The following is a 23,376-nucleotide window of genomic DNA, read 5'->3' on the forward strand; positions in this document are numbered from 1 at the left end:
AGTCTTACAGGCGCTTTGCCTTTTATGCCAAGATTTTTTGTTGTTTTTGTTCTGTGCATTTTCCTGTTCGCATCTAAACATGCAAACGGTCAAGGTGCGTCTAATAAAGGCACAGATTTTTGGTTAGGCTACGGTAAACATATCGAAACCGGACAAATGGTTGTTTACATCACTTCTGATGTAAATACCAGCGCAACCGTTAGCATTAGCAATTTGGGCTTTAGCCAAACGGTACAAGTACCGGCCAATGGTTTGGTGGCCGTAGATATCCCTACAGCAGCGCATCTCGATAACGAAGGACTGTCTTTAAACGGTATCCACATTACTTCGCAAAAACCAGTCATTGTTTATGCCCACATTTACGCCAGCTCTGTATCGGGGGCTACTTTGGTGTTGCCCGTTAATGCTTTAGGAAAAGAGTATTATTCTATCAATTACAAGCAATACTCTAATGCTAATGACGCGGTTTCTTGGTTTTTTGTAGTAGCCGTTGAGGATGATACAAAAGTGGAAATCACTCCTTCTGGCGACACGCGGGACGGATGGAAAGCCGGCACAACTTACACGGTAAGCCTACAAAAAGGACAAGTTTATAATGTTTTAGGAACCACAACAAATATTGGCAACAACTCTTCCGGAGTGGATTTAACGGGCTCAAAAATCACATCGGTCTCTAGCAACGGCATGTGCAAAAAAATTGCAGTTTTTTCTGGAAGCAGTAAAATATCTATTGCTTGTCTTAATTTCTCGTTACCTGGGGCGCCAGGTACAGCAGATAATCTTTTTCAACAGGCCTATCCGGTGTCCAGCTGGGGAAAGGCATTTGTGACTGTTCCGCTAAAAGAGCGGGATTTTTCTATCTACCGGATTGTGAAGGCCGATCCTACTGCACAGGTAACGCTAAACGGAGTTCCTATTTCAGCATCAAATTTTGTAAACAATTTTTATTATGATTTCGCCTCCACCGGTATAGATCAAATAAATTCCGATAAACCCATTCAAGTGGCACAATACACGGTTTCTCAAAACAAAAAAATGAATTGCAGCAACGGAGCAAACGATCTGGGAGACCCCGAAATGATTTATCTTAACCCGATAGAGCAGACCTTAAAAAGCATAACCATGTATTCTACCGGTCGTTTCAAAATATTAAAGCATTTTATAAACGTGGTAATTAAACAAGAGGGAGTCACCACCTTTAAATTAGACGGACAATCTGTGTCTTCCCAATTTTTTAATATACCTAACTCGGGCTACGCTTATGCGCAACTAAATGTCGCCGAAGGCACTCATAATCTTTCGTCTGATGTGGGCTTCAATGCGGTTGCTTACGGTTTTGGCGGAAACGAATCTTACGGCTACGCAGCCGGGGCGAACCTCACTGCTTTCGGAATTTTACCTGTTGTTAGCGGAAAGGATACGGTAATTGTTCAAAGTGGCTGCGTAAATACCGCTTACGATATTACGTTAAAATTGCCCTATCTGGCACAGGATATCCAGTTGGATACAGGCGACGGGCAAGGATTTAGATATGTGAGTTTGCCTGCCAATCCAACTAAAATCACCGAAAACGGGCAGGATGCTTATAGCTACGTTTTGATACCGAACCTAAAATATCAACAAGCAAAAAGTTATAGTTATAAGGTGCTTGCTACAAAACCATCTGCAGACGCTTGTGGCAGTGCCGACGAGTTTTTATTGGATTTTAATGTTTATAATCAGCCTTTAGCAAATTTTAATGCACCTCAAAAAGTATGTGTCGGAAACCCAGCCAGTTTAAGCCCTATAGTTGCTTCCGGTGAACGTTTAACCGCTTATTTATGGGATTTAAATGGTGAAGTAAATGCAGACAGCGTTTCTTTAAATTACAATTTTAACAGCACAGGAATAAAATCTATCAGGCTTTCTGTAAAATCTGAGGACGGTTGCTGGTCCGATTTTAAAGAGAAACAGCTGGAAGTGGTGCCTCTTCCAAAAACCGATTTTTCTGCTCAAAACATCACCTGCGAGCAAGAACCTATACAATTTGCCGACGAAACTACCTTAGGAACAATTGTTAAATGGTTTTGGGATTTCGGCGACAGCACTTCTACCTCAAATACTTCTAACCTTAAAAACCCTTCTCATACTTTTGCTGTTGCAAAAACTTATATCGTTACCTTAAAAACCGTTACCGATTTGGGTTGCGAAAATAGCATCAGTAAACAGATTAAGGTTTTTGCCAAACCTCAGGTCGATTTTGAGTTACCGGATATTTGCTTAAACGATGCTACGGCTATTTTTACTAATAAATCATCGGCACCAGATCAATCAGCATTAAGCTATAAGTGGGATTTTGGAGATGTTTACGCAACACCAGCAAACAATCTGTCATCGCAAACAGACGGCAAACATAGCTATAACACAGCTGCCCTTTATAATGTCTCGCTTACGGCTACCAGCGCTAACGGTTGCGCCACAACGCTCACCAAAAGCTTTACCGTAAACGGTAGTACCCCAAAAGCCGCATTTAGCGTGCAAAACGCAAACAACTTATGTAGCGATGAACCTGTAATTTTTGAGGATTTAGCGACCGTAGATTTCGGCGAAATAACAAAAATCGAATGGGTTTTTGATAACTCACAGCCAACCGTAGTGGAAATAGATGAAATGCCGGCCAGCCGATTAGAAAGGCAAAACCAACCAAAAACTTACCCGCACCGCTATAACTACGCAAATTTGGACAATCCCAAAACGTTAAATGTGCTTATGCGCGCCTATTCCGGACAGTCTTGTGTTAGCACAAGTCAACAATCTATAACGCTGTACCCCTCGCCAATAATCCTGTTTGATACCGTTAAAAGTGTATGTGCAGATATTGAACCCTTCTTGTTAACGGAAGCCAGAGAATTAAAAGGTTTAAAAGGCCTAGGGAAATATAGCGGAGACGGCGTTGATGAAAATGGCTTATTTTCACCGGCTATTGCTGGTGTAGGAGTGCATCCTATAACTTATACCTTTATAACCGATAAAGGTTGTTCCTCAAGTAAAATAAGTAACATCGAAGTTTTTGAAACGCCAAAGGCAGATGCTGGAGCAGATAAAGTGATATTGTTGGGAGGCAGCGTTTCCTTAGATGGTACAGCAAGCGGAAAAGATGTAAAGTTTGAGTGGTCCCCTGTAACAGATTTAAGCAATTACAATAGCTTAAGCCCAACGGCTAGCCCTAAAAAAGATATAACTTATACCTTAACTGTTATCAGCGAAGAAGGTTGCGTAACTAAAAAAGATGTGTTTGTAAAAGTGCTGCAATTTCCAGAAATCCCCAACACCTTTACACCTAACGGCGATGGGATAAACGATGTGTGGAACATCAAATATTTGGATAGCTACCCCGATTGTACCATTAAAATTTACAACCGTTACGGAAAAGAAGTTTTTGTGTCTACAAAATACAAAGCTTGGGATGGCAAACTGGATGCTCAAGATTTGCCCGAAGGGACGTACTATTACGTAATTACAGCCAAAAATAACGAGTTAAAATACAGCGGTTCATTATTGTTAGTGCGTTAGGATGCTGGGTACCGTTGTAACAATAACAAAAAGAAAATTGACATATTACGTTTGGCTATTGATGTTTTTTACAATACAAGCGGCCTATGCACAACAGAAACCACAGTACAGCCAATACATTTTAAACAACTACATTACAAACCCAGCTTTAAGCGGTATAGAGGGCTATATCGACGTAAAGGCGGCCACCAGAAGACAATGGGTTGGGATAGAGGGTGCGCCAAAAACAAGTTATTTAACTGTTCACATGCCTATTGGTAACACCTCTGATTGGGCAGATCCAACATCAGGCGGGATGGTAGGTGACAATCCACTAGGCAAAAGTTACCGAAGCGATTATACCGCATCTAGTCCGCACCACGGCGTAGGCTTAAGTTTAGTGAAAGATGAAGCAGGCGCATTGGGTACTAATACCGTAAATTTAACTTATGCTTATCATTTAGGTTTGGCGCCAAAACTGAATTTAGCGGTGGGAATTGGCGCTGGCGCTAGCCAGTTTACGCCGGATGCCAGCAAGATTAAAACAGAGGTTGGTGGCGACCCCGCTATTGCAGAGAAAGGAAAAATAAGCAGCATTAAACCCGAACTAAATGCGGGTGTATGGTTATACGCGGCAGCGTATTTTGCCGGTGTTTCTGTGCAGCAGCTTTTGCCTCAAGAAATCGCCTTTAGCGAAAGCGGCAGTTCCAAAGGGAAAACTGTTCCTCATTTTTTTGCTACGGCCGGTTTCAGGGTTTGGTTAGGGGATAATTTTACGGTAATTCCCTCGGTGATGTTGAAATATGTTAAACCCGCACCGCCCGCTACAGATTTTTCTGCAAAATTCACTTTTAGGGATAAAGCTTGGCTTGGCGCAAGCTACCGCAAAGATGATTCGTGGAGCGCGATGTTAGGTTTCAACATAGGATCGTTATTAAACATCAGCTATGCCTATGATTTTGTAACCTCAGACATAAAAACAGCAGGGAAGGCTTCGCACGAGATTGTGCTGGGTTTAATGCTGAACAACCGATATAAAGTTACCTGCCCTAAAAACTTTTGAAAAGTCGGAGCTCTTGTGCCGAGCTGCGACTTTTTTATGGTTTTCTTATGCTTGCTTGATAAACTGCACGCTTCCGCTCAATTTAATTTCGTCGGCCACTACAATAGCGCCAGCCTCGGTTACAGCGTTCCAAGTTAAACCGAATTCTTTACGGCTAATTTTTCCGCTTAGCTCGAAACCTGCTTTATGGTTTCCGTAAAAATCATTGGCTGTGCCACCAAATTCCACGTTGAAAGTAATGGGTTTAGTAACGTCTTTAATGGTGATATCGCCTTTAAGCTTGTAATCGTCACCATCTTTCTCAAAAGAAGTAGATTTGAATTGGATGGCCGGGAATTTTTCTGCATCAAAAAAGTCGGCACTTTTTAAGTGTGCATCTCTATCAGCTTGGTTGGTGTCAATGCTGTTTACATCAATTGAAAACTGTACTTCAGCATTAATAAAATCCTCAGTTGGCGTAGTTAAACTGGCTTCAAAAGATTTAAAAGTGCCGGTTACGGTAGAAATTACCAGGTGCTTTACCTTAAACTGAATTTCTGAGTGAGTTGGATCTAATATCCATTTTGTATTTTCCATGTCCTTTTGTTTGTTAATGATTTATTGGTCAAATATACAGTTAGATGTTTGAACATGTAATTTATTTTTGTGAATTTACATTGAGATGAATTTTATTATAATCATCGCGGGCGCTTGTCTGGTGTATTTTGCGTCTGAAAGGGATAGGAACCGAACATCCGTTGGGAGCGTGAGGTAGCGAAGGCTGAAATTAGTAATAACCTGAGTTCGATTATTATTTTAAATCAAATCATCAATTATTAGATCTTTAAAGCAGATTCAATTGCATCGGGCTTTTGCCCGATGGATAAGATTATTATGAATATGGCTTTAGCCGAAACTTTCTGATCTCATTTTTGGCTAAAGCCATTTATAAATTGTCGTGTAAAACGGGCTAAAGCTCGTTCCTAGTTATAATTTTTGAAATTATTAATCGAATTGAGGTTAATAGAAGAGTGTTGCGTAGAAAGCAGGCAGCGCGCTGTAAAATAAAAAACCTCGCCGAAATAAAATCAGCGAGGTTTGTAAATTAGTTCTACTAAACGTTATGCAGAGATGTTTTTACGGATAATGTTAAGTGCCGCACCTGCTTTAAACCACTCAATTTGTTGAGCGTTGTAAGTGTGGTTCACTTTAAACTGGTCTTTGCTTCCATCGGCATGGTGCAATACAATTTCCAAAGCTTGGTTTGGCGTAAATGTAGTTAAACCAATAATATCGATGGTATCGTCTTCCTGTATTTTATCGTAATCTGCTGGATTGCTGAAAGTTAATGCCAACATACCTTGCTTTTTGAGGTTAGTTTCGTGAATACGGGCAAAAGATTTTACCAATACCGCACGTACACCTAAATGGCGTGGTTCCATGGCGGCGTGCTCTCTTGAAGAACCTTCACCGTAATTTTCATCGCCTACTACCAAAGTGCCAATTCCGGCGGCTTTGTATTCTCTTTGCGTTGCCGGAACAGGTCCGTATTCGCCAGTCAGCTGATTTTTTACGCTGTCGGTTTTTTCGTTGAAATAGTTAACCGCGCCAATCAACATATTGTTAGAGATATTGTCGAGGTGTCCGCGGAATTTCAACCAAGGACCGGCCATAGAAATATGGTCCGTTGTACATTTTCCTTTGGCTTTGATTAACAGTTTTAAACCGGTTAAATCTGTGCCTTCCCATTCTTTAAACGGTTCTAGCAACTGCAAACGGTGCGAAGTTGGGGATACAATTACCTCAACGTTAGAGCCATCTGCCGCCGGTGCTTGGTAACCTGCATCTTCCACAGCGAAGCCTTTTGTTGGCAACTCATCGCCGTGTGGCGCGTCTAATTTAACCTCCTGCCCATCAGCATTGGTTAATGTATCGGTAATTGGGTTAAAATCTAAACGGCCTGAGATTGCAATAGCGGCAACCATTTCTGGCGACGCTACAAATGCGCAGGTATTTGGGTTTCCATCGGCCCTTTTCGCAAAGTTTCTGTTAAAGGAGTGTACAATGGTGTTTCTTTCTTGGCGCTCGGCACCTACACGGTCCCACATACCAATACACGGACCGCAAGCATTGGTGAAAATAGTAGCGTCCAAATCTTCAAAAGTTTTTAATAAACCGTCTCTATCCGCAGTATAACGCACCTGCTCTGATCCCGGATTAATACCGAAAGATGATTTGGTGACCAATTTTTTATCAATGGCCTGACGGGCAATTGAAGCTGCTCTTGATAAATCTTCGTAAGAGGAGTTGGTACAAGAACCAATTAAACCCCACTCCACACGTAAAGGCCAATCATTTTTAACGGCTTCTTCTTTCATTTTAGAAACCGGCGTAGCCAAATCTGGTGTAAACGGACCGTTTAAGTGCGGCTCAAGCTCAGAAAGGTTAATTTCAATTACTTGATCAAAATATTTTTCTGGATTTGCGTAAACCTCAGGGTCTGCAGTTAAGTGCGCTTTAATTTTGTTGGCGCCATCAGCAACTTGGTTACGGTTGGTTGCGCGTAAATAGCGCTCCATAGATTCATCGTAACCGAAAGTAGAGGTGGTTGCGCCAATTTCGGCACCCATGTTACAAATGGTTCCTTTACCGGTACAAGACATTGAAGTTGCGCCTTCGCCAAAATATTCAACAATAGCACCGGTACCGCCTTTTACGGTTAATATACCCGCAACTTTAAGGATAACGTCTTTTGGAGCCGTCCACCCGTTCAGTTTACCGGTTAATTTTACGCCAATAAGTTTCGGGAATTTTAGCTCCCAAGGCAAACCGGCCATTACGTCGCAGGCATCTGCACCGCCAACGCCAATGGCTAACATTCCTAAACCGCCGGCATTCACCGTGTGCGAGTCGGTACCAATCATCATACCGCCCGGGAAAGCGTAATTTTCTAAAACTACCTGGTGGATAATTCCTGCACCTGGTTTCCAAAAACCGATGCCATATTTATTAGAAACAGAACCTAAGAAATCAAAAACTTCTTTGCTTTCAGAGTTTGCCCTGCTTAAATCTTCTTCTGCGCCTACTTTAGCTTGGATCAGGTGATCGCAATGTGCCGTAGATGGTACAGCAACCTTTGGGCGGCCTGCTTGCATAAACTGCAACAAAGCCATTTGGGCCGTAGCATCTTGCATGGCTACGCGGTCTGGCGCAAAATCAACGTAAGAACTTCCTCTTTCGTAAGCTTCGGTTGCCTCACCGTCCCACAGGTGAGCGTATAATATTTTTTCTGTAAGGGTTAAAGGTTTATTTACCACTTTGCGCGCCGCTTCCACACGACTGGCAAAGTTGGCATATACCTTTTCGATCATGTCGATATCAAATGCCATTTTCTGAAATGATTATGCTTTTAAAAATTGCTTGCTAATTTATGAAAATTTGCGCTTACCTATGTTATTTTAATGTAAGCCACCTTATTTGGAAGCATTCTATATTAGTACGGAGTCATTGTTAGGTGGTTGGTTTGTTAGGTCTTAGTTTGCTAGGTGGTTGGTTTGCTAGATGGTTAGTTCTTTGCGAAGTAATTACAAAAAAATAAAAATGATTGGCCGATTGTAGCGCTTGGCAGAGTTTTTACGTTAGGGATATAGAAAGAAAAAATTTCAAAAATTAAAATTTTAAAAATTATGAAAAGTTTAAAACAAAGAGGCATTGCGGGCTTTGTGATGTTGCTTGTAGTGTTCACTATGTCGTCTTGTTTAAAGAACAACGATGATTATGTGGCGCCTAATTATTCGTGGTTATCGGTTACCAATGCTTCTCCAAACGTTGAAAAATTTGATTTTGTGATTGATAATCAGTTGGTAAACAACGAATACTTCAGTTTTGGCGACCGTTTATCTTATCAAGCACTTTACTCGGGTACGCGCCGTATCGGCATTTTTAAAGATGGTACTACCGATAGTTTAAGAACCGGAACTTTGGTAGCACAGCCTAATAAAATCTACTCGTTGTACGTAGTTGGCGAAGCACCAAACACCCAGTTTTTGGTTACCACAGATTCTATAAAAGAACCAACAGCCGGAAAAGCGCGCGTAAGGTTCATGAATTTGAGTATTAACGCACCTGCTTTAAAGTTGAATTACGGTGTAGATTCAACTTTATTCACCAATGTTGCTTATAAAGGTTATACAGACTTTGTAGAGATACCAGGAGGTAAAAAATACAACTTTAGTGTAGCTACAGAAGCGGGTGGCGGTAACAGCGCCAGCCAAAATGCGATAATGATCGAAAGTAATAAAAATTACACCGTTTGGGCAAAAGGCTACTATAACGGCAGTACAACAGACAGCTTAAAATTAGGCTTAAAAATTCAGGAAAACCGATAACAAAGTTTTTCAAACAAAAAATGCCGGCTTAATAGTCGGCATTTTTTGTTTATTTAATTATTTAGCAGCGTAATTTTCTTGGTGAAAATTCACTAAATCATCAATTGGTGAACGTAATATTTTGCCCATCTTCATGCCGTATTCTGTAGCAACTTCTTCTAAAATATTGCGGAAATTATAAGCTACAGAGCCAATGCAGTTAAATTCATAATCTTTATAATTAGGATAGTGGCTTACCAAGTTTTTAAAGAAATCTTCAAAAGAACTTTTAACTAGGTTTCTAGAGTACTCGAGGTTTGCTGTGATATCATACACAAATTTGCTAAAGCTGGCGCAAAAACGGTTGGGCAATGGTTTGGTATAAACCGCTTCTAAAATATCATCGGGCGTAAGTTTAAAAGTTTCCCAAAAAGAATCTCTCACGGCTTTAGGCATGTAACCCCTAATATAGTCGGCAAGCAGCTTTTTGCCAATATAGCAACCGCTTCCTTCATCGCCCAAAATATAAGCTAAAGAGTCAATGCTCATCTCTATCCCTTCACCATCGTAAATACAAGTATTGGTCCCGGTGCCTAAAATGGCGGCGAAGCCTCTTTTGTTACCCAACAGTGCGCGGGCGGCAGCCATCAAATCATGGTCTACGGCAATTTTGGCGTTTGGAAAAAAGTTACGCATGGCCTTAGCTACAATTTCCGCTTTTTCTTCATTATGTACGCCTGCGCCGTAATAATGCACTTCCTTAATTTGGTCGGCCGGCAAATCAGACGGCGTATTCTTTTTTAACGAATCGTAGATGTAATCTGTATCAGAGAAATACGGATTATAACCTTCGGTATGGAACATGATTTTTTTTCCATCATCTTGGATCAATGTCCAACTGGTTTTTGTAGAACCCCCGTCTGCAATTAGTATCATTATTTTATTGGTTTGTTAGCGCTATAAAATTAGTAATTTTTACTTATTGTACAAACTACACTAAGTTGTGTTGTTTATAGATTGGCGGGCTTATAAAAACATTGTTTAATGCCACGCTCTAAAATATCTCTTTTTAACTCTTTGCCAATAAAAACTAACTTGGTTTGGCGGGTCTCATCATCGCGCCAAGCGGCACCTTCTGTAAAAACCGGCGCACCTTTAACAGATTGGATAATTAAACGCCTGCTGATGCCCTCCACATTGATGATGCCCTTAATGCGGTAAAACCACGCACCTTGTATAGCCAACATCACCGTAAAATAATGCCTCAACTTTAAAAGATCAAAACTTTGATCAAACACAAAACTTTGCGACACAATATTGTGAAAACTTTGCTCTTGGCCAATCCCAAATATATTTTGTGCCGATTTTGCACCTAAGCCAAGCTGCAGGCGAGGTTTTTCTTTGTCGTAAGCTTTTAGTGATAAAATTTCTGCTTTCTTGCTTTCCGCATAGTTGGTGAACTCGCTTTCTGCTAAAGGATTTATTTTGCTGATAGTCTCTGCAACTTTGTTTAGCGTAGCCTGGTCCACATCTGCACACTTATTAAATATGATGTAATCTGCAAACAAAACTTGTTTTGCGGCTTCTTCTTCATTTGCGATAACTTCTAAAACATTTTCGGCATCAATTAAACAGATGGTGCCGTCTAATTTAAAAGCCGTTTGGATGTTGTAATCTGTTAAAAAAGTGCCCGCTACGGCAGATGGATCTGCGATGCCCGTTGTTTCGATAATTAAATGGTCGTATTTATACCTACCGGTTACCAATTTATTTAGCAAATTAAACAAATCTCCGTTTATAGAGCAACAGATGCAGCCGTTTGATAGCTCAAAAATGTTTTCATCGGTTTTTACCACCAGTTCGCTATCAATATTTATTTCGCCAAATTCGTTTTCGATAATGGCAAACTTGGTGTTCGGATGCTTTTTAATTAGGTAATTTAAAAAAGTTGTTTTTCCGGCGCCTAAAAAGCCGGTAAGTATGGTAACGGGTACTGCGTTCATCACAAAAATGAAATTTAAAGGTTTATACCTTTTCTCTTTGAACCAAAGCCGGAATGGTTTTAAAGATAATCTTTAAATCCAGCCAAAAAGAGTAGTTTTTAGCATAAAAGTTATCGAGTTTTTTACGCTCATGGTCAGACATTTCTTTTTTTCCGCGCTTACTAATTTGCCAAAGGCCGGTTAAACCTGCCGGACCCAAAAAACGCATGGACCATTCATTGGTGGTTAGTTGCTCTGCTTCGTATAAGGGCAAAGGACGGTTGCCTACTAAAGACATATCGCCTTTAAGCACATTTAAAAGCTGCGGAAGCTCATCAATACTGCTGTTTCGTAAAAATGCGCCTAGCTTAGTTATCCTAGGATCGTTTTCGATCTTAAAAAAAGCCGAATCGCCATACTGGTTTTTGTGCGATAGGCTTGCAATTTCGGCATCGGCACCCACGCGCATGGATCTAAACTTGTAAAAATCAAAGATTTTGTATCCGGTGCCTACGCGTTTGCTGGTGTAAAAAACTGGCCCTCGCGAATCCAGTTTAATAAAGATGGCTACCAGTAAAAACAAGGGCGACAAAAAGATGAGCGCCAAGCTGGCAAGCGTTACGTCGAGCAGCCTTTTGCTAAACGGCATTTTATACTCGGCAGTAGGAACTTGCGAAAGTTGGCTTACCTGCGAGCGTAAAAGTTTGTAAAAGTTGAGGAATTTTAAACGCTCTATTAAATCATCAAATGGGATAGGAGGGGCATAGCAATCGCTAACGCCAAGCTCCATCGCTTTTTTTGTTACAGAAGCATTAGGCTGGGTAAGCAAAAATACTGTGATAAAGTTTTTGCTGATGAAATTGCTTTTTAGCGAAGCAATAAAGTTCAAAGTATCATCTGATTTTTCTGGATCAACTTCCGTTAAAATGATGGTATTCAAATCATCAAAAGATAAACGTTGCGTTACCTTTTTTAGGTCTGCGAGCAAATGAAATTGCTTAACGTAAAATTCAGAATCTCGAAAAAGCTGATTTATGCCCTCTTGGAATTGCGTTCCATGGTAAAGAATATTAACGGAGGAAGCGGATTTGGAGCGGTCGTCCACGCTAACATTCGAAAATTGCATCCGCTAATTTAGTATAATTTTTATTTTATCCTTTAAAATTGACGGATTAAAAGGTTTAGACATCAAACCATGAATAGGGTAAGGAATTTTACTTTTGATATTCTCTAATGAATCGGACCCCGAAAGTACAATTACAGGTACATCTCTAAAATAACCGCTTACTTTTAAAGATTTAACAAAATCGGCACCGTCAAAATAAGGCATCTCCATGTCAGAAATAATCAAATCTGGAATGTTGCCGCTATCTAACCAAGTGAGTGCATCGAACCCGTTGTTTTTTATAATTAGTTCGTAGTCCTTTTTAAGAATGAATTCCAGCAATTTCAAAATGGCAACCTCGTCATCTACCAGCAGAATCCTTTTCTTTACAGTCTCTTTATTTTTTTCTAGTGATAACATAAACCTTAGTCAATATAGTTCGGGATAATCAGAAACAATGCCGAACTGCTTGAAAAAATGGTTTCCAAAAGTACGGAGAGTTTTTGAAAATTTACGGTTTAAACCTTTTTATGGTTTTCTAAATTTTGTTGACGCTACATTACCGGCAAAACAATGCTCACGGCTATTTAAAGGTGTTTCTGCGTAGTATGTAGCTTTTGTAACTTCAAAGTTTTTCGATTTTTCGGTTACCATATTGCTTGTGTAGCTCGCGATTTTTATTTAAAAAAAATTTAAAGAAAAAATCGGCTAAGAGATTTTGCATCAAACATTGGGGAATAGTTTCCTTAGAGATGCAATAAATTCCCCATTTTTTTTTAGTTAAAGCCGAGCCAATAACTGGCCTGCAATGAATTTAGTTTTCTTTAAAAGTGTTGTTTGATAATAGAATATTGCTAAAAATGCGTTCGAGACTCTTTTAAAAATACTAAAAATATTAGTATTTTTGAGCAATGAATTTTGATCGCGTAAAAGAAAAACTGTCCATTTTGGCCGATGCGGCAAAGTACGATGTATCCTGCTCATCCAGCGGAAGCAAGCGAAAAAATAAAGGGAAAGGTTTGGGCGATTCTAGCGGAATGGGTATTTGCCACTCGTACACCACAGATGGGCGCTGTATCTCTCTTTTGAAAATCTTGCTCACCAACGTGTGTATCTACGATTGTGCGTATTGCGTTACCCGGCGCAGCAATGATATCAAACGCGCCGCCTTTACTGTGCAGGAAGTGGTGGACCTTACCATTAATTTTTACCGCCGCAATTATATAGAGGGTTTGTTTTTAAGCTCGGGTATTTTTAAAGATGCCGACACCACCATGGAGCGCTTGGTTACGGTGGCTAAAAAGCTTCGGGTGGAAGAGAATTTCAACGGTTACATTCATCTAAAAAGCATTCCGGGCGCGTCTGATGAGTTGATGAAAGAAGCTGGCTTATATGCTGATAGGCTAAGCATCAACTTGGAATTACCAACTACCGAGGGTTTAAAATTGCTTGCACCAGAAAAAGATCGCCAGCAAATGTTACAACCAATGGCCGCCGTAAAAAACGAAATTGCGCTTTACCAAGACGAGCGCAAAAAATTTAAACACCTACCCAGCTATGCACCCGCAGGGCAAAGTACACAAATGATTATTGGCGCTACGCCAGAAACGGACTTACAGCTGATACAAACCGCCGACTTTTTTTATAAAAGCTACAGCATGAAAAGGGTGTACTACTCGGCATATATTCCTGTGGCGCAAGATGCTCGCTTACCTTCTTTGCAATCGCAAGTGCCTTTATTAAGAGAAAATCGTTTGTATCAAGCCGATTGGCTTATGCGCTTTTATGGCTTTAAAGCCGATGAAATTTTGGAGGGCAAACAACCATTTTTAGCACTGGATATGGATCCGAAGCTAGCTTGGGCGCTACGTAATCTTGATTTTTTCCCTCTAAATCTGCAAACAGCAGATTTAGAAGCTATACTCAGAATTCCGGGGGTGGGTTTAAAATCTGCTTGGAAAATAATAGAGGGACGCAAGTTCGGCAAATTAAGCATCAGCCATTTACAGAAGATGGGTGTAGCTGTAAATCGCGCCAAGCATTTTATTGATTTTGGTACCTCAACCTTTTTAAACAAAAATGTACTGCATCAGCAAAACATAAAGAGCATCATCTTAAGCCAAAGCGTTAGCAAGTTTCAGGCGCATTATTCACCTCAATTAAGTTTGTTTTAATGCTTACGCTTCTTACATATGACCACAGTTTAGATGGTTTTTTTACCGCCGTTTTTGAAGTGTACGAATATAAGTTTGAAAACCCTTGGATTAGAAAAGAGGGTTTGCCAGAACCGGCGCTTTTTGGCGGTTTGCACCGCGTAATTACCGATGCAAAAAAAGCTGAGCGGGTAATTAATAAACTTAAAATGCTTTTGGGCGAAAACGGCTTGCGCATGATTGTATATGGCCTGCTTACCGAAGAAGAACATTGCGAAAAACCCATTTTGGATGTGATACGCTACGCGATTGCGCATCCACAGAAAAAAGTTTTGGCAGATATGACCAACCTTTCTGTTTTAAAACTAGAGCGCTACAACAAGCAAGTAAACCGCGAAAAACACCGAATGGAAGCTTTTGTTCGTTTCCGCTTAATAGCCGATTCGGTTTTTGTTGCCGAAATAGAGCCGGATTTTAACGTAATGCCCATTATAGCAAAACATTTCCGCCAGCGTTACCAAGATCAAAAATGGATGATTTTTGACCGCAAACGCCACTACGGTTTATATTACGATTTGCAAAGCGTGGAACTGGTAAGCATAAACCACCAACAATCTTTAGATAAGCTGAGCAATTTAGCCAGCGACGAGGCGTTTTACAGCGACCTGTGGCGTATTTACTTTGATAAAACCAGCATCGCGAGCAGAAAAAACAGCCGTTTACATGTACAACATGTGCCTAAGCGCTATTGGAAATACCTGACCGAAAAAAACTTCTTTTAAAGATTTTTTAAAGCTGCCCACATGCTTTCGTCAACCGGTATTCCGTTGATGGTATTTGCTTCGCGGGTTTTTAAGGTTTGTTCTCCCGGATACCGCACTCCAGATGCACCCTGTTTGGTATAAGCCAAAATTTCATCGGCAGTTTGTTGCGCGTTGGGGTATAAATCCATATCTAAACAAATGTAAACCTGCGAAACATTTTTTTCTTTTCCGCTTTCCGTAATGGCGCCGGTTGTTTGCCCGCCGCTTAAAATACTCGCTAATAAATCTAACATAATAGCCAAGCCCGAGCCTTTCCACATACCCACGGGCAAAGGCCGACGGGACTTACGGATGGCAGCAGGATCTTTAGAAAGTTCGCCTTTTTCATTGTAACCGCCGGCAAAAGCCAGTTCGGCGCCTTTTAGTTCGTGCTCTTGCAATTTCCCGTAAGAATATTGCGCCATAGCCATGTCCAATACAATGTGTCCGTTTTTGTGCGGTACAGCAATAATTAAAGGGTTGTTACCAATAGTGGGCAATGGCGAACCCCAAGGCGGCATAATACCTATGGTATTGGTAAAGTTGATGCCGATACAGTTTGCTTCTGCCGCCTGCCATCCGTAGGCGCCGCCACGCATCCAATGATTGGTGTTTTTTAATGCTACGCAACCCATTCCGTTTTGTTTAGCTAAAGCAATTGCGCGATCCATGCAAAATTTTGCGTTTAGCACACCCGGGCCTAAATTACCGTTCCACTGCTCTATAACTCCAAAACTTTTAACCAAACTCGGTTCGGCGTCAACATTTATAAAACCTTCTTTTATATAATCTACGAAGACCGGAAAACGGTTTAATCCGTGCGAATAAACGCCGTCTAAACTGTTACTAGCAAAAACTTCGGCGCAGGCACCAGCCTTTGCATCGGTAAAGCCATACTTAATTAATACGCGTTTTAATTCGGCAAATAGGGTTTGGTAGCTAACGTACATGCTATGTTTATTTTGTAAGATGCGGGATTGCAAATATAACTATTGTTTATTTATTGGGCATTTTGTGGAGAAAGTCCACAATTTTTATCTATTGCTGTTTTCATAAGACCTTGTGTAACAGTAAAGTGAGATTTTATGGCACAGGTGGCACTTTTATTCGATATACCGAAGCATATCAGATTAATTAAATTTTTAAAATAACATCATTATGAAAAAGTTCATTTTATCGGCTGCAATTGTGGCACTAACAACCGTAGCATTTGCACAAAATAACGACAGCGAAACAACACCACAACAGCAAACCCAAGCAACTGCTGCCCAAGATAGCTCTACAACTACGCCTGTAAAAATGGAAGATTTGCCAGAGGCTGTTAAAACCACCTTAGCATCAGAAGCTTACAAAGCTTGGACCCCTACAGAAGCCTTTTTAGTGAAAGAAAACGGTAACGAGTTTTACCAAATTAACGTGACCAAAGACGATGAAAAAGGGTCTGTTAAAATCAAAGCTGACGGAACACCAGCTTCTTAATTAAAACCTGTAAAGGATTAACCTTAAATTTCTTTATTAGTGTGCTAAAGCCGGACAATTTTGTTCGGCTTTTGTTATTTTTGGACGATGCTGAAGACTTTGATTATAGAGGATGATACGTCTTTCTCGGAATTGTTAGAGGGCTTTTTGTCCAGAAACGGGCATCAAGTAAAGCTTTGCGCAAAAATAGCCACAGCTTTAAAAACGCTGTCAGAAGAACAATTCCAGCTCCTTTTAGTTGATTATCGTTTGCCGGATGGCACCGGGTTAGAAGTGCTCAGATACCTACGCGACAAGCAAATAGCTGTACCGGTTTTGATGATGACCAGTTTTAACGATGTACGTACGGCGGTTAAATCCATACAGTTGGGTGCATCTGATTATATTTTAAAGCCGGTAAATCCGGATGAATTACTGGTTGCCATTGAAGGGGCGATAGCCAAATCTAAAACCCCGAAAACAGAAGTCGCATCTGCCAACTACATTAAAGGCGAAAGCGAACAGTCGGAAAAAATTTATCAGCATGTAGATTTGGTGGCACCCACAGAAATGGCTGTACTTATTCAGGGCGAAAGCGGTACTGGGAAAGAGCATATCGCCAGACTATTGCACGCTAAAAGCGCCCGTAGTAGCAAGCCCTTTGTAGCAATAGATTGTGGTTCGCTATCTAAAGAGTTATCCATTAGCGAATTATTTGGGCATGTAAGAGGTTCTTTCACAGGCGCTTTAAGCGATAAAAAAGGGCAATTTGAGGTTGCAAAAGGCGGCACTTTATTTTTGGATGAAGTAGGAAATTTAAGTTACGAGGTGCAGGTGAAGCTTTTACGTGCCTTGCAAGAGCGCGTAATACAACCTTTAGGTGCTACAAAAACGGTAAACGTAGATGTGCGCATTATTGCCGCCACCAATGATGATTTGCAAAACAGCATTTCCAATGGTGATTTCCGCGAAGATTTATACCACAGGCTAAACCAGTTTAAAATACAGTTGCCACCCTTGCGCGAACGTGGAAACGATTTGAAGCTTTTTATTGATTATTTTATTGCCGATGCTAATACAGAGCTCAACAGAAATGTAAAACAGCTTTCAAAAGAAGTAAAAGAAGTTCTTTTTAACTACGATTGGCCGGGCAACCTACGCGAGCTTTCTAATGTAATTAAAAGAATGGTTTTATTGAGCTTTACGGAAACCGCCCAATTGGATGCCCTGCCAGATGAAATGGTTTTAGCTATACAACAGCCCGCGCCACAAAATTACGGCAGTGATTTAAAAGTCAGCAACGAGCAAAATGAACGCCTGCTGATTGAAGACGCTCTAAAGAAAACGAAATATAACAAATCTAAAGCGGCACGGCTGTTAAACATCGATCGCAAAACGCTTTATGCCAAAATGGAACGCTATCAAATCGAGTAATTCCGCTCGGCGATATAATCTATAAAACGGTCGAGCTTGCATAACAGGTAGTTAATTTCCTGTGTTAAATCTTCCGAGAAATGCTGGTTTGTTTGTAACTGGCTTTCCACTTTTCTAAATGCAAAAGCCAACTGTTTATAGCCAATTTGCCCCGTACGCCCAGCTAAACGGTGCACAATGAGTTGGCAAAGTTTGCACTCTTGCTGTATCAATTCGCTTTTGAGCAATAAAATGTCTGCTCGGCATTCGTCGGCAAAACGTTTCAATATTTTTGCTAACTGGGTTTCATCTCCAAAGGTCATTTTTTTAAGGTTTTGTGTATTTATGTTTTTAAATTCTGCGCTGTCGTCAATAAACAGAGATAAGAGGGTATTTTGGTTAAAAGGCTTATGGATTATGCCGTCAAAGCCGGCATCTAAAATAATTTTCTGCTCGGCAGACAGTACCTGCGCGGTTACAGCGTAAAATTTTGTCCTGGGCGATACCTTTGGTTTCAACAGTTTAATCAATGCCGTGCCGTCTATCTCGGGCATCCGCATATCCATTAAAACAAAACCCAAGTTTGTTGCAATTTTGGCCTCTAAAACCGCTTTTGGATTCGAAAATATTTGATAACTAAGTCCATGTTGCGAGAGGATGGCGCTGTAAAGATCTAAAATAAGCTGGTCGTCATCCACTAGCCATACCATTTTTTCGGTGTAACAACAATTGTCACGTAAATCAGATGGAGCTGCTATTTTTGGCGCCTCCGCAATGGGCAACACAAGGTTTACGGCAAAGTTGCTGCCAACGCCTTTTTTGCTGCTTACTTCAATCTTTCCGTTTTGTAAATCAATCAGTTGCTTCACAATACTTAAACCCAAACCTGTGCTTTCCAAATCTGTCCGGTTTCCATTTTTTCCATTGTCAAATTCCTCAAAAATGGAGGCCATTTGTTGTGCGTCCATGCCTTGGCCGGTATCGCTTACGCTTATTTTTAAGGCGTAATTTGTTTTCTCTTTGGTGTAGGCTAGGTTTAGGCTCACCGTGCCTGCATCGGTAAACTTAATGGCATTGCCTATAAGGTTAAATAAAATCTGTTTTAGGCGGAAAGCGTCTGCCTTAACAAACAGATTTTCAGAAATTTGTATGTTGTGGGTTAATTGTAGGTTTTTGGCATCTGCTAAAGGTTTTGTAATTTGCAAAACCTCATCAAAAACACTTTTTAGCTCAAAAACCTCTGTTTTAAAAATGAACTTGCCAGAGATGATACGGCTGTAATCCAGAATTTCATTGATGATGTACAACAGATGTTTTGCAGACAAATTAATTGCTTCTAAAGATTTTGATGCATCTGCCTGATGAAGGGCGAGCTGTTCGGAATAACCGATGATGGACTGCAGAGGCGTGCGGATTTCATGACTCATATTGGAGAGAAAGCGTTGTTTGGCGCGGGCATTGTAATCTGCTAAATCTTTTGCCTCTTCCAACGCTTTACGGTAGCGGTTGCTTTTGGCAATGTCTGTTAAAATAAGGTAGCCCAACATCAGTGTAAGCGCTAAAAACGCAATTAAAATGATACTGATTTGCCGGATGCCATCACCCACTACCTTACGCGCCGTAACGCCTTTGCGTTCTATCTGGGCCAAAGCTTCGTTACGCACCTCATTCAAAATATTCAGCATTTGCTGGGTTAATTTGTTAGATGTGCTTAACAGATTACGTTCCTTATCTACAAATTTTTGGCTTTTTAAACGCTGGCGGTTTTTAATTAAATCCAAAGAATTTTCCATGCTGTGCAAAAGGCTGTCTTCTGCAAACTGATCTAAAGTATCGCGTTTTATTTTAAGCTCTTCGCTTACAACTTTGTATTCTTCAGGTTTCTTTTTTCCGAAGATTTTATTGAAGAAGCCCTTGTTTTTATCCTCTTGGATGGTGGTAACTGCCGTTGTGCTTTCGGTAGTGTAAACAGCGCTGTCTGTTTGGAAAGCCCTCTGCTGAAAAATTTTGTTTAGCTTTTCAATTTCTTTGGAGAAAGATTTGGTGCTTAAAAGGCTATCACGCACGGTGAGGTACAATATAAACTGGCGGTCGCGCTCGAGCAAAAGCTTCTTAACAGATTTGATCCGCTCGGTTTGCATACTGTCTGCCGCATACAAAGCACTTAAAGTGTCCAAACTTTTTCTGACTTGACGGGTTTCGGCCACAAAACGTTCGTCATCGTGCTGGTTAATAGCCAAGTATTGCTGTTTTTGATCTAAGCGCGAAACGTTATTGAAGATTTGGTTCACCAGCGTCAGCTTCCGGTCCGGTGCCGATACCGCATCAACGGTTTTTATCATCTCGGTAAAAACCAGCTTGCTAACGCCCCATGCAGCCAATAGTGCAAAAATTGCCATTAAAAAGCCGAAAATTATTTTGCCTTTGGTGGCCGATAAAAAATCCTGTTTAAAGTCCAAGTTCATTTAATCTTTGCAGCCAGCTGATATGAAATTATCGTACCAATTATGCCGGTTTTATAAAAAACGCTATTTAACTAATTTCTTTATTTTCATAGCTTCGCATTTATGCAATTTACCCTTAAAAACGCCCTTTGCGTAGCGATATTTTCTTGTATCTGCTTATTTAGCAAGGCTCAAGAAGCATATTTTGAAGTTAAACTTTGGGAGCAAGGACTACCCAACACAAACGGAAGTGATTTTGGGGGCTACGGTCCCGATGAGGTAAATTATAAACCCACCATGCGGGTGTTTTTACCCCAAAAGCCCATCGCAAATGGGAAAGCCATTGTGTGTTTCCCTGGCGGTGGCTATGCGCAAACCAACCCCGAGCGTTATGGCGAAACTTGGGCGCCTTTTTATAATAAGTTAGGGATTGCTTTTATTGTTTTGCATTACCGTATGCCAAAAGGCAAAAGCGCCGTTACTATTTCTGATGCCATAGAAGCTTACAAACAAACTAAATTACACGCAAAAGAGTGGGGGATTAACCCTGATAAAATTGGGATACAAGGCGTTTCTGCCGGGGGGCATTTGGCTTCTACCTTGGCAACGCATTATCAAGAAAAATTAAATATCCCTTTTCAAATTCTAATTTATCCGGTAATCACCCTTCAGGATCCTTATACGCATAAGGGTTCGCGCGATAACTTTATCGGCAAAATGCCAGAGCCAAAATTACCGTCAACAAAAGCATCGCGCCAAGCATATTTACAGGCCAAAGAAAAATATAACCGTTTAAAAAACTACTATTCTAACGAGTTGCAGGTGACTGCCCGTACGCCGCGGGCTTTTATCGCAGTTAGTGATGACGACCGTTTGGCTATGAACAGCATATTGTATTACGCCGCATTAAATAAAAATAAAGTTCCAGCCGTTTTACACAGCTACCCATTTGGCGGGCACGGCTGGCACATTAACACCAAAGATGACAAATTTGCGTTTGCAGGTTTGGTAGAGGCAGAATTGAAAGCTTGGTTGGAAAGTTTTTGAAAAAATTAATAACGAATTTTCTCATTCATTCTTTTATCTAAAACTCAAACACTTAAAATAAGCGATAGTTGTTTTGAAAACTAAAACGACGTTTAAATACTAAAAAACGCTTATTTTGGTGGGTTATTAGCATAATTGGGATAGATGAAGGTTATTATTGCAGAAAAACCATCGGTAGCCAGAGAGCTAGCAAAAGTATTTGGAGCAAACACAAAAAAGGCTGGCTACATTGAAGGAAAAGGCTTCACTTTCACCTGGGCTTTTGGTCATTTGCTACAACTTGCGCCTCCGCAAGATTATGGCTTTTACGGTTGGCGCGCGCAAAATTTGCCGATGTTACCAGCTAAATTTAAGCTTGCCGTACGCAAAATAAAAACCAAAGACGGCGTGGTAGAAGACCCCGCGGTACGCAAACAGCTGGATGTAATCAAAGCACTGTTTGAGGAATGTACAGAAATTATTGTGGCTACGGACGCCGGGCGCGAAGGAGAGCTGATTTTTAGGTACATTTACTATTATCTAAAATGCAAAAAGCCTTTCCGCAGACTGTGGATTTCCTCACAAACGGACCAAGCAATAAAAGATGGGTTTCGCAACCTAAAACCCGGAACCGATTATGATACCCTGTTTTACTCGGCCCATTGCCGTTCAGAGTCGGATTGGTTGGTAGGAATGAATGCCACCCAAGCCCTTAGTATTTCCGCTGGTAACCGCGCGGTTTTGTCTTTGGGCAGGGTACAAACGCCTACTTTAGCCATGATATGTTCTCGTTTTAATGAGGTGAAGAATTTTGTGCCCGAGACCTACTTTCAGGTAGCTATACAACTGAAAAAAGACGAAAGCTTATTTAGGGCGATATCTGCAAAAAATTACAAAACCAAAGAAGAAGCCGAGGAGGTTTTAGAAGCAGTGCTGGATTTAGCCCGTGGCTACGAAAAGGGCGCAAGGGTGGAGAAAGTGGAAGCAAAGGCTAAAAAAGAACCGCCACCGCTGTTGCACGATTTGAGCTCGCTGCAACAAGAGGCTAACAAAAAGAAAGGTTACACTGCGGACCAAACTCTGGGCATTTTACAACAATTGTACGAAGGCAAATTGGTAACCTATCCGCGTACCGGCAGCCGTTACATCGGTGATGATATTTTTGCTAGCGTTCCGGATTTGATTGCGAAGTTCAAAGATCATCCGCTATTTGGCAAGCAAGCCCAGGTTTTATCATCGCAAAAGCTAAACAAACGTAGCGTAAATGCTAAAAAAGTAACCGACCATCATGCCATTTTACCCACCGGAGAGCCGGCGGGGCATCTTTCATCGGATAGGCAGGCTGTTTACGATATGGTGGTAGGGCGTATGCTGGAAGCTTTCCATGAAGAATGTTTAAAAGAAACAACAAAAATCACTTTGGTATCCGGCGCCTTGTTTACAGCCAACGGTACGGTAATTAAACAAGCCGGTTGGCGTGCAGTTTTTAACGATAAAGACGAGGATAAAAAAGACGAAGACAACGCTACCTTGCCCGCGGTTTTAAAAGACGAAACTTTGGTTATTAGCAACAAAGCCATTTTAGAAAGACAAACCAAACCTAAACCTTTATATACCGAAGCAACTTTACTTAAAGCTTTAGAAACATGTGGTAAAGATATTGAAGACGAAGAACTTAGGTATGCGATGAAAGATAGCGGTTTAGGAACACCGGCAACACGTGCCTCTATTATAGAAACCTTGATTAAACGCGATTACATTAAACGCGAAAAAAAATCTTTGATACCCACAGACATGGGTTTAGCGGTGTACGACGTGGTTAAAACTAAAAAAATTGCGCAAGCAGAACTTACGGGTGCATGGGAAAAGCGTTTAGAGGAAATAAAAGCTGGGGCATCTGTTGCAGATTTTAAAGCCGAGATTGCCGAATACACTAAAAGCATTACGCAAGAGCTTTTAAAAGCGGGCACCGCATTAGCGCCAATTACCGTCAAAGCGAAGGCATAAATATTTAAAATTAGTGTAATTTTTTAAAATGAAAACGCTTTTAAT

General features: G+C 40.8%; 17 protein-coding genes. 9 read left to right on the plus strand and 8 right to left on the minus strand.

Annotated elements, in window-relative coordinates:
- Nucleotides 1-24: 24 nt before the first annotated feature.
- On the plus strand, nt 25-3,552 hold the full coding sequence (locus BCY91_RS12975) for a PKD domain-containing protein (RefSeq protein WP_120182471.1): 3,528 nt from the start codon (nt 25-27) through the stop codon (nt 3,550-3,552).
- A gap of 37 nt (nt 3,553-3,589) precedes the next feature.
- The gene (locus tag BCY91_RS12980; protein ID WP_245989135.1) at nt 3,590-4,594 is read left to right on the plus strand and encodes a PorP/SprF family type IX secretion system membrane protein; all 1,005 of its coding nucleotides are present in this window, start codon (nt 3,590-3,592) and stop codon (nt 4,592-4,594) included.
- 45 nt (nt 4,595-4,639) lie between these two features.
- Here BCY91_RS12980 and BCY91_RS12985 read toward each other — a convergent pair whose 3' ends face one another.
- Together BCY91_RS12985 and BCY91_RS12990 are read right to left on the minus strand one after the other, a co-directional pair.
- On the minus strand, nt 4,640-5,170 hold the full coding sequence (locus tag BCY91_RS12985; protein WP_120182473.1) for a YceI family protein: 531 nt from the start codon (nt 5,168-5,170) through the stop codon (nt 4,640-4,642).
- A 524-nt stretch (nt 5,171-5,694) separates the two neighbouring features.
- Nucleotides 5,695-7,962, minus strand: a complete 2,268-nt coding sequence (locus tag BCY91_RS12990; RefSeq protein WP_120182474.1) for an aconitate hydratase — start codon at nt 7,960-7,962, stop codon at nt 5,695-5,697.
- Nucleotides 7,963-8,259: 297 nt separating this feature from the next.
- On the opposite strand from BCY91_RS12990, the gene BCY91_RS12995 reads away from it, so the two are divergent.
- A complete protein-coding gene (locus BCY91_RS12995) occupies nt 8,260-8,961 on the plus strand; it encodes a DUF4397 domain-containing protein (protein WP_120182475.1) in 702 nt (233 codons plus the stop codon).
- A gap of 57 nt (nt 8,962-9,018) precedes the next feature.
- Here BCY91_RS12995 and BCY91_RS13000 read toward each other — a convergent pair whose 3' ends face one another.
- The 4 genes from BCY91_RS13000 to BCY91_RS13015 all read right to left on the minus strand — a co-directional run bounded on the left by BCY91_RS13000 (nt 9,019) and on the right by BCY91_RS13015 (nt 12,447).
- Nucleotides 9,019-9,876, minus strand: a complete 858-nt coding sequence (locus BCY91_RS13000) for an N-acetylglucosamine kinase (RefSeq protein WP_120182476.1) — start codon at nt 9,874-9,876, stop codon at nt 9,019-9,021.
- Nucleotides 9,877-9,950: 74 nt separating this feature from the next.
- Nucleotides 9,951-10,943, minus strand: a complete 993-nt coding sequence (locus BCY91_RS13005) for a CobW family GTP-binding protein (RefSeq protein WP_120182477.1) — start codon at nt 10,941-10,943, stop codon at nt 9,951-9,953.
- Nucleotides 10,944-10,965: 22 nt separating this feature from the next.
- On the minus strand, nt 10,966-12,048 hold the full coding sequence (locus BCY91_RS13010; protein ID WP_120182478.1) for a sugar transferase: 1,083 nt from the start codon (nt 12,046-12,048) through the stop codon (nt 10,966-10,968).
- Nucleotides 12,049-12,051: 3 nt separating this feature from the next.
- A complete protein-coding gene (locus BCY91_RS13015; protein WP_120182479.1) occupies nt 12,052-12,447 on the minus strand; it encodes a response regulator in 396 nt (131 codons plus the stop codon).
- Nucleotides 12,448-12,938: 491 nt separating this feature from the next.
- Here BCY91_RS13015 and BCY91_RS13020 point away from each other — a divergent pair, with 491 nt between their 5' ends.
- On the plus strand, nt 12,939-14,201 hold the full coding sequence (locus tag BCY91_RS13020) for a putative DNA modification/repair radical SAM protein (RefSeq protein WP_120182480.1): 1,263 nt from the start codon (nt 12,939-12,941) through the stop codon (nt 14,199-14,201).
- A complete protein-coding gene (locus tag BCY91_RS13025) occupies nt 14,201-14,962 on the plus strand; it encodes a TIGR03915 family putative DNA repair protein (RefSeq protein WP_120182481.1) in 762 nt (253 codons plus the stop codon). The genes BCY91_RS13020 and BCY91_RS13025 overlap by 1 nt, the downstream gene beginning before the upstream one ends.
- Here BCY91_RS13025 and yiaK read toward each other — a convergent pair.
- Nucleotides 14,959-15,933: a 3-dehydro-L-gulonate 2-dehydrogenase gene (gene yiaK, locus BCY91_RS13030; protein ID WP_120182482.1), complete on the minus strand. Its 975-nt coding sequence runs from the start codon at nt 15,931-15,933 to the stop codon at nt 14,959-14,961. The genes BCY91_RS13025 and yiaK overlap by 4 nt on opposite strands.
- Before the next feature lie 208 nt (nt 15,934-16,141).
- Here yiaK and BCY91_RS13035 point away from each other — a divergent pair, with 208 nt between their 5' ends.
- On the plus strand, nt 16,142-16,462 hold the full coding sequence (locus tag BCY91_RS13035; protein WP_120182483.1) for a hypothetical protein: 321 nt from the start codon (nt 16,142-16,144) through the stop codon (nt 16,460-16,462).
- Between the two features lie 87 nt (nt 16,463-16,549).
- Nucleotides 16,550-17,875, plus strand: coding sequence for a sigma-54-dependent transcriptional regulator (locus BCY91_RS13040; RefSeq protein ID WP_120182484.1), 1,326 nt, complete (start codon nt 16,550-16,552; stop codon nt 17,873-17,875).
- Here BCY91_RS13040 and BCY91_RS13045 read toward each other — a convergent pair.
- Nucleotides 17,863-20,319, minus strand: a complete 2,457-nt coding sequence (locus tag BCY91_RS13045; protein ID WP_120182485.1) for a hybrid sensor histidine kinase/response regulator — start codon at nt 20,317-20,319, stop codon at nt 17,863-17,865. The genes BCY91_RS13040 and BCY91_RS13045 overlap by 13 nt on opposite strands.
- A gap of 102 nt (nt 20,320-20,421) precedes the next feature.
- Here BCY91_RS13045 and BCY91_RS13050 point away from each other — a divergent pair, with 102 nt between their 5' ends.
- Together BCY91_RS13050 and BCY91_RS13055 are read left to right on the plus strand one after the other, a co-directional pair.
- Nucleotides 20,422-21,345: an alpha/beta hydrolase gene (locus BCY91_RS13050; RefSeq protein ID WP_120182486.1), complete on the plus strand. Its 924-nt coding sequence runs from the start codon at nt 20,422-20,424 to the stop codon at nt 21,343-21,345.
- Between the two features lie 144 nt (nt 21,346-21,489).
- Entirely contained in the window at nt 21,490-23,331 is a 1,842-nt protein-coding gene (locus tag BCY91_RS13055; protein ID WP_120182487.1) for a DNA topoisomerase 3, read from the plus strand.
- Nucleotides 23,332-23,376: the final 45 nt, after the last annotated feature.

The organism is Pelobium manganitolerans (assembly GCF_003609575.1).
GTDB classification, from domain to species: domain Bacteria; phylum Bacteroidota; class Bacteroidia; order Sphingobacteriales; family Sphingobacteriaceae; genus Pseudopedobacter; species Pseudopedobacter manganitolerans.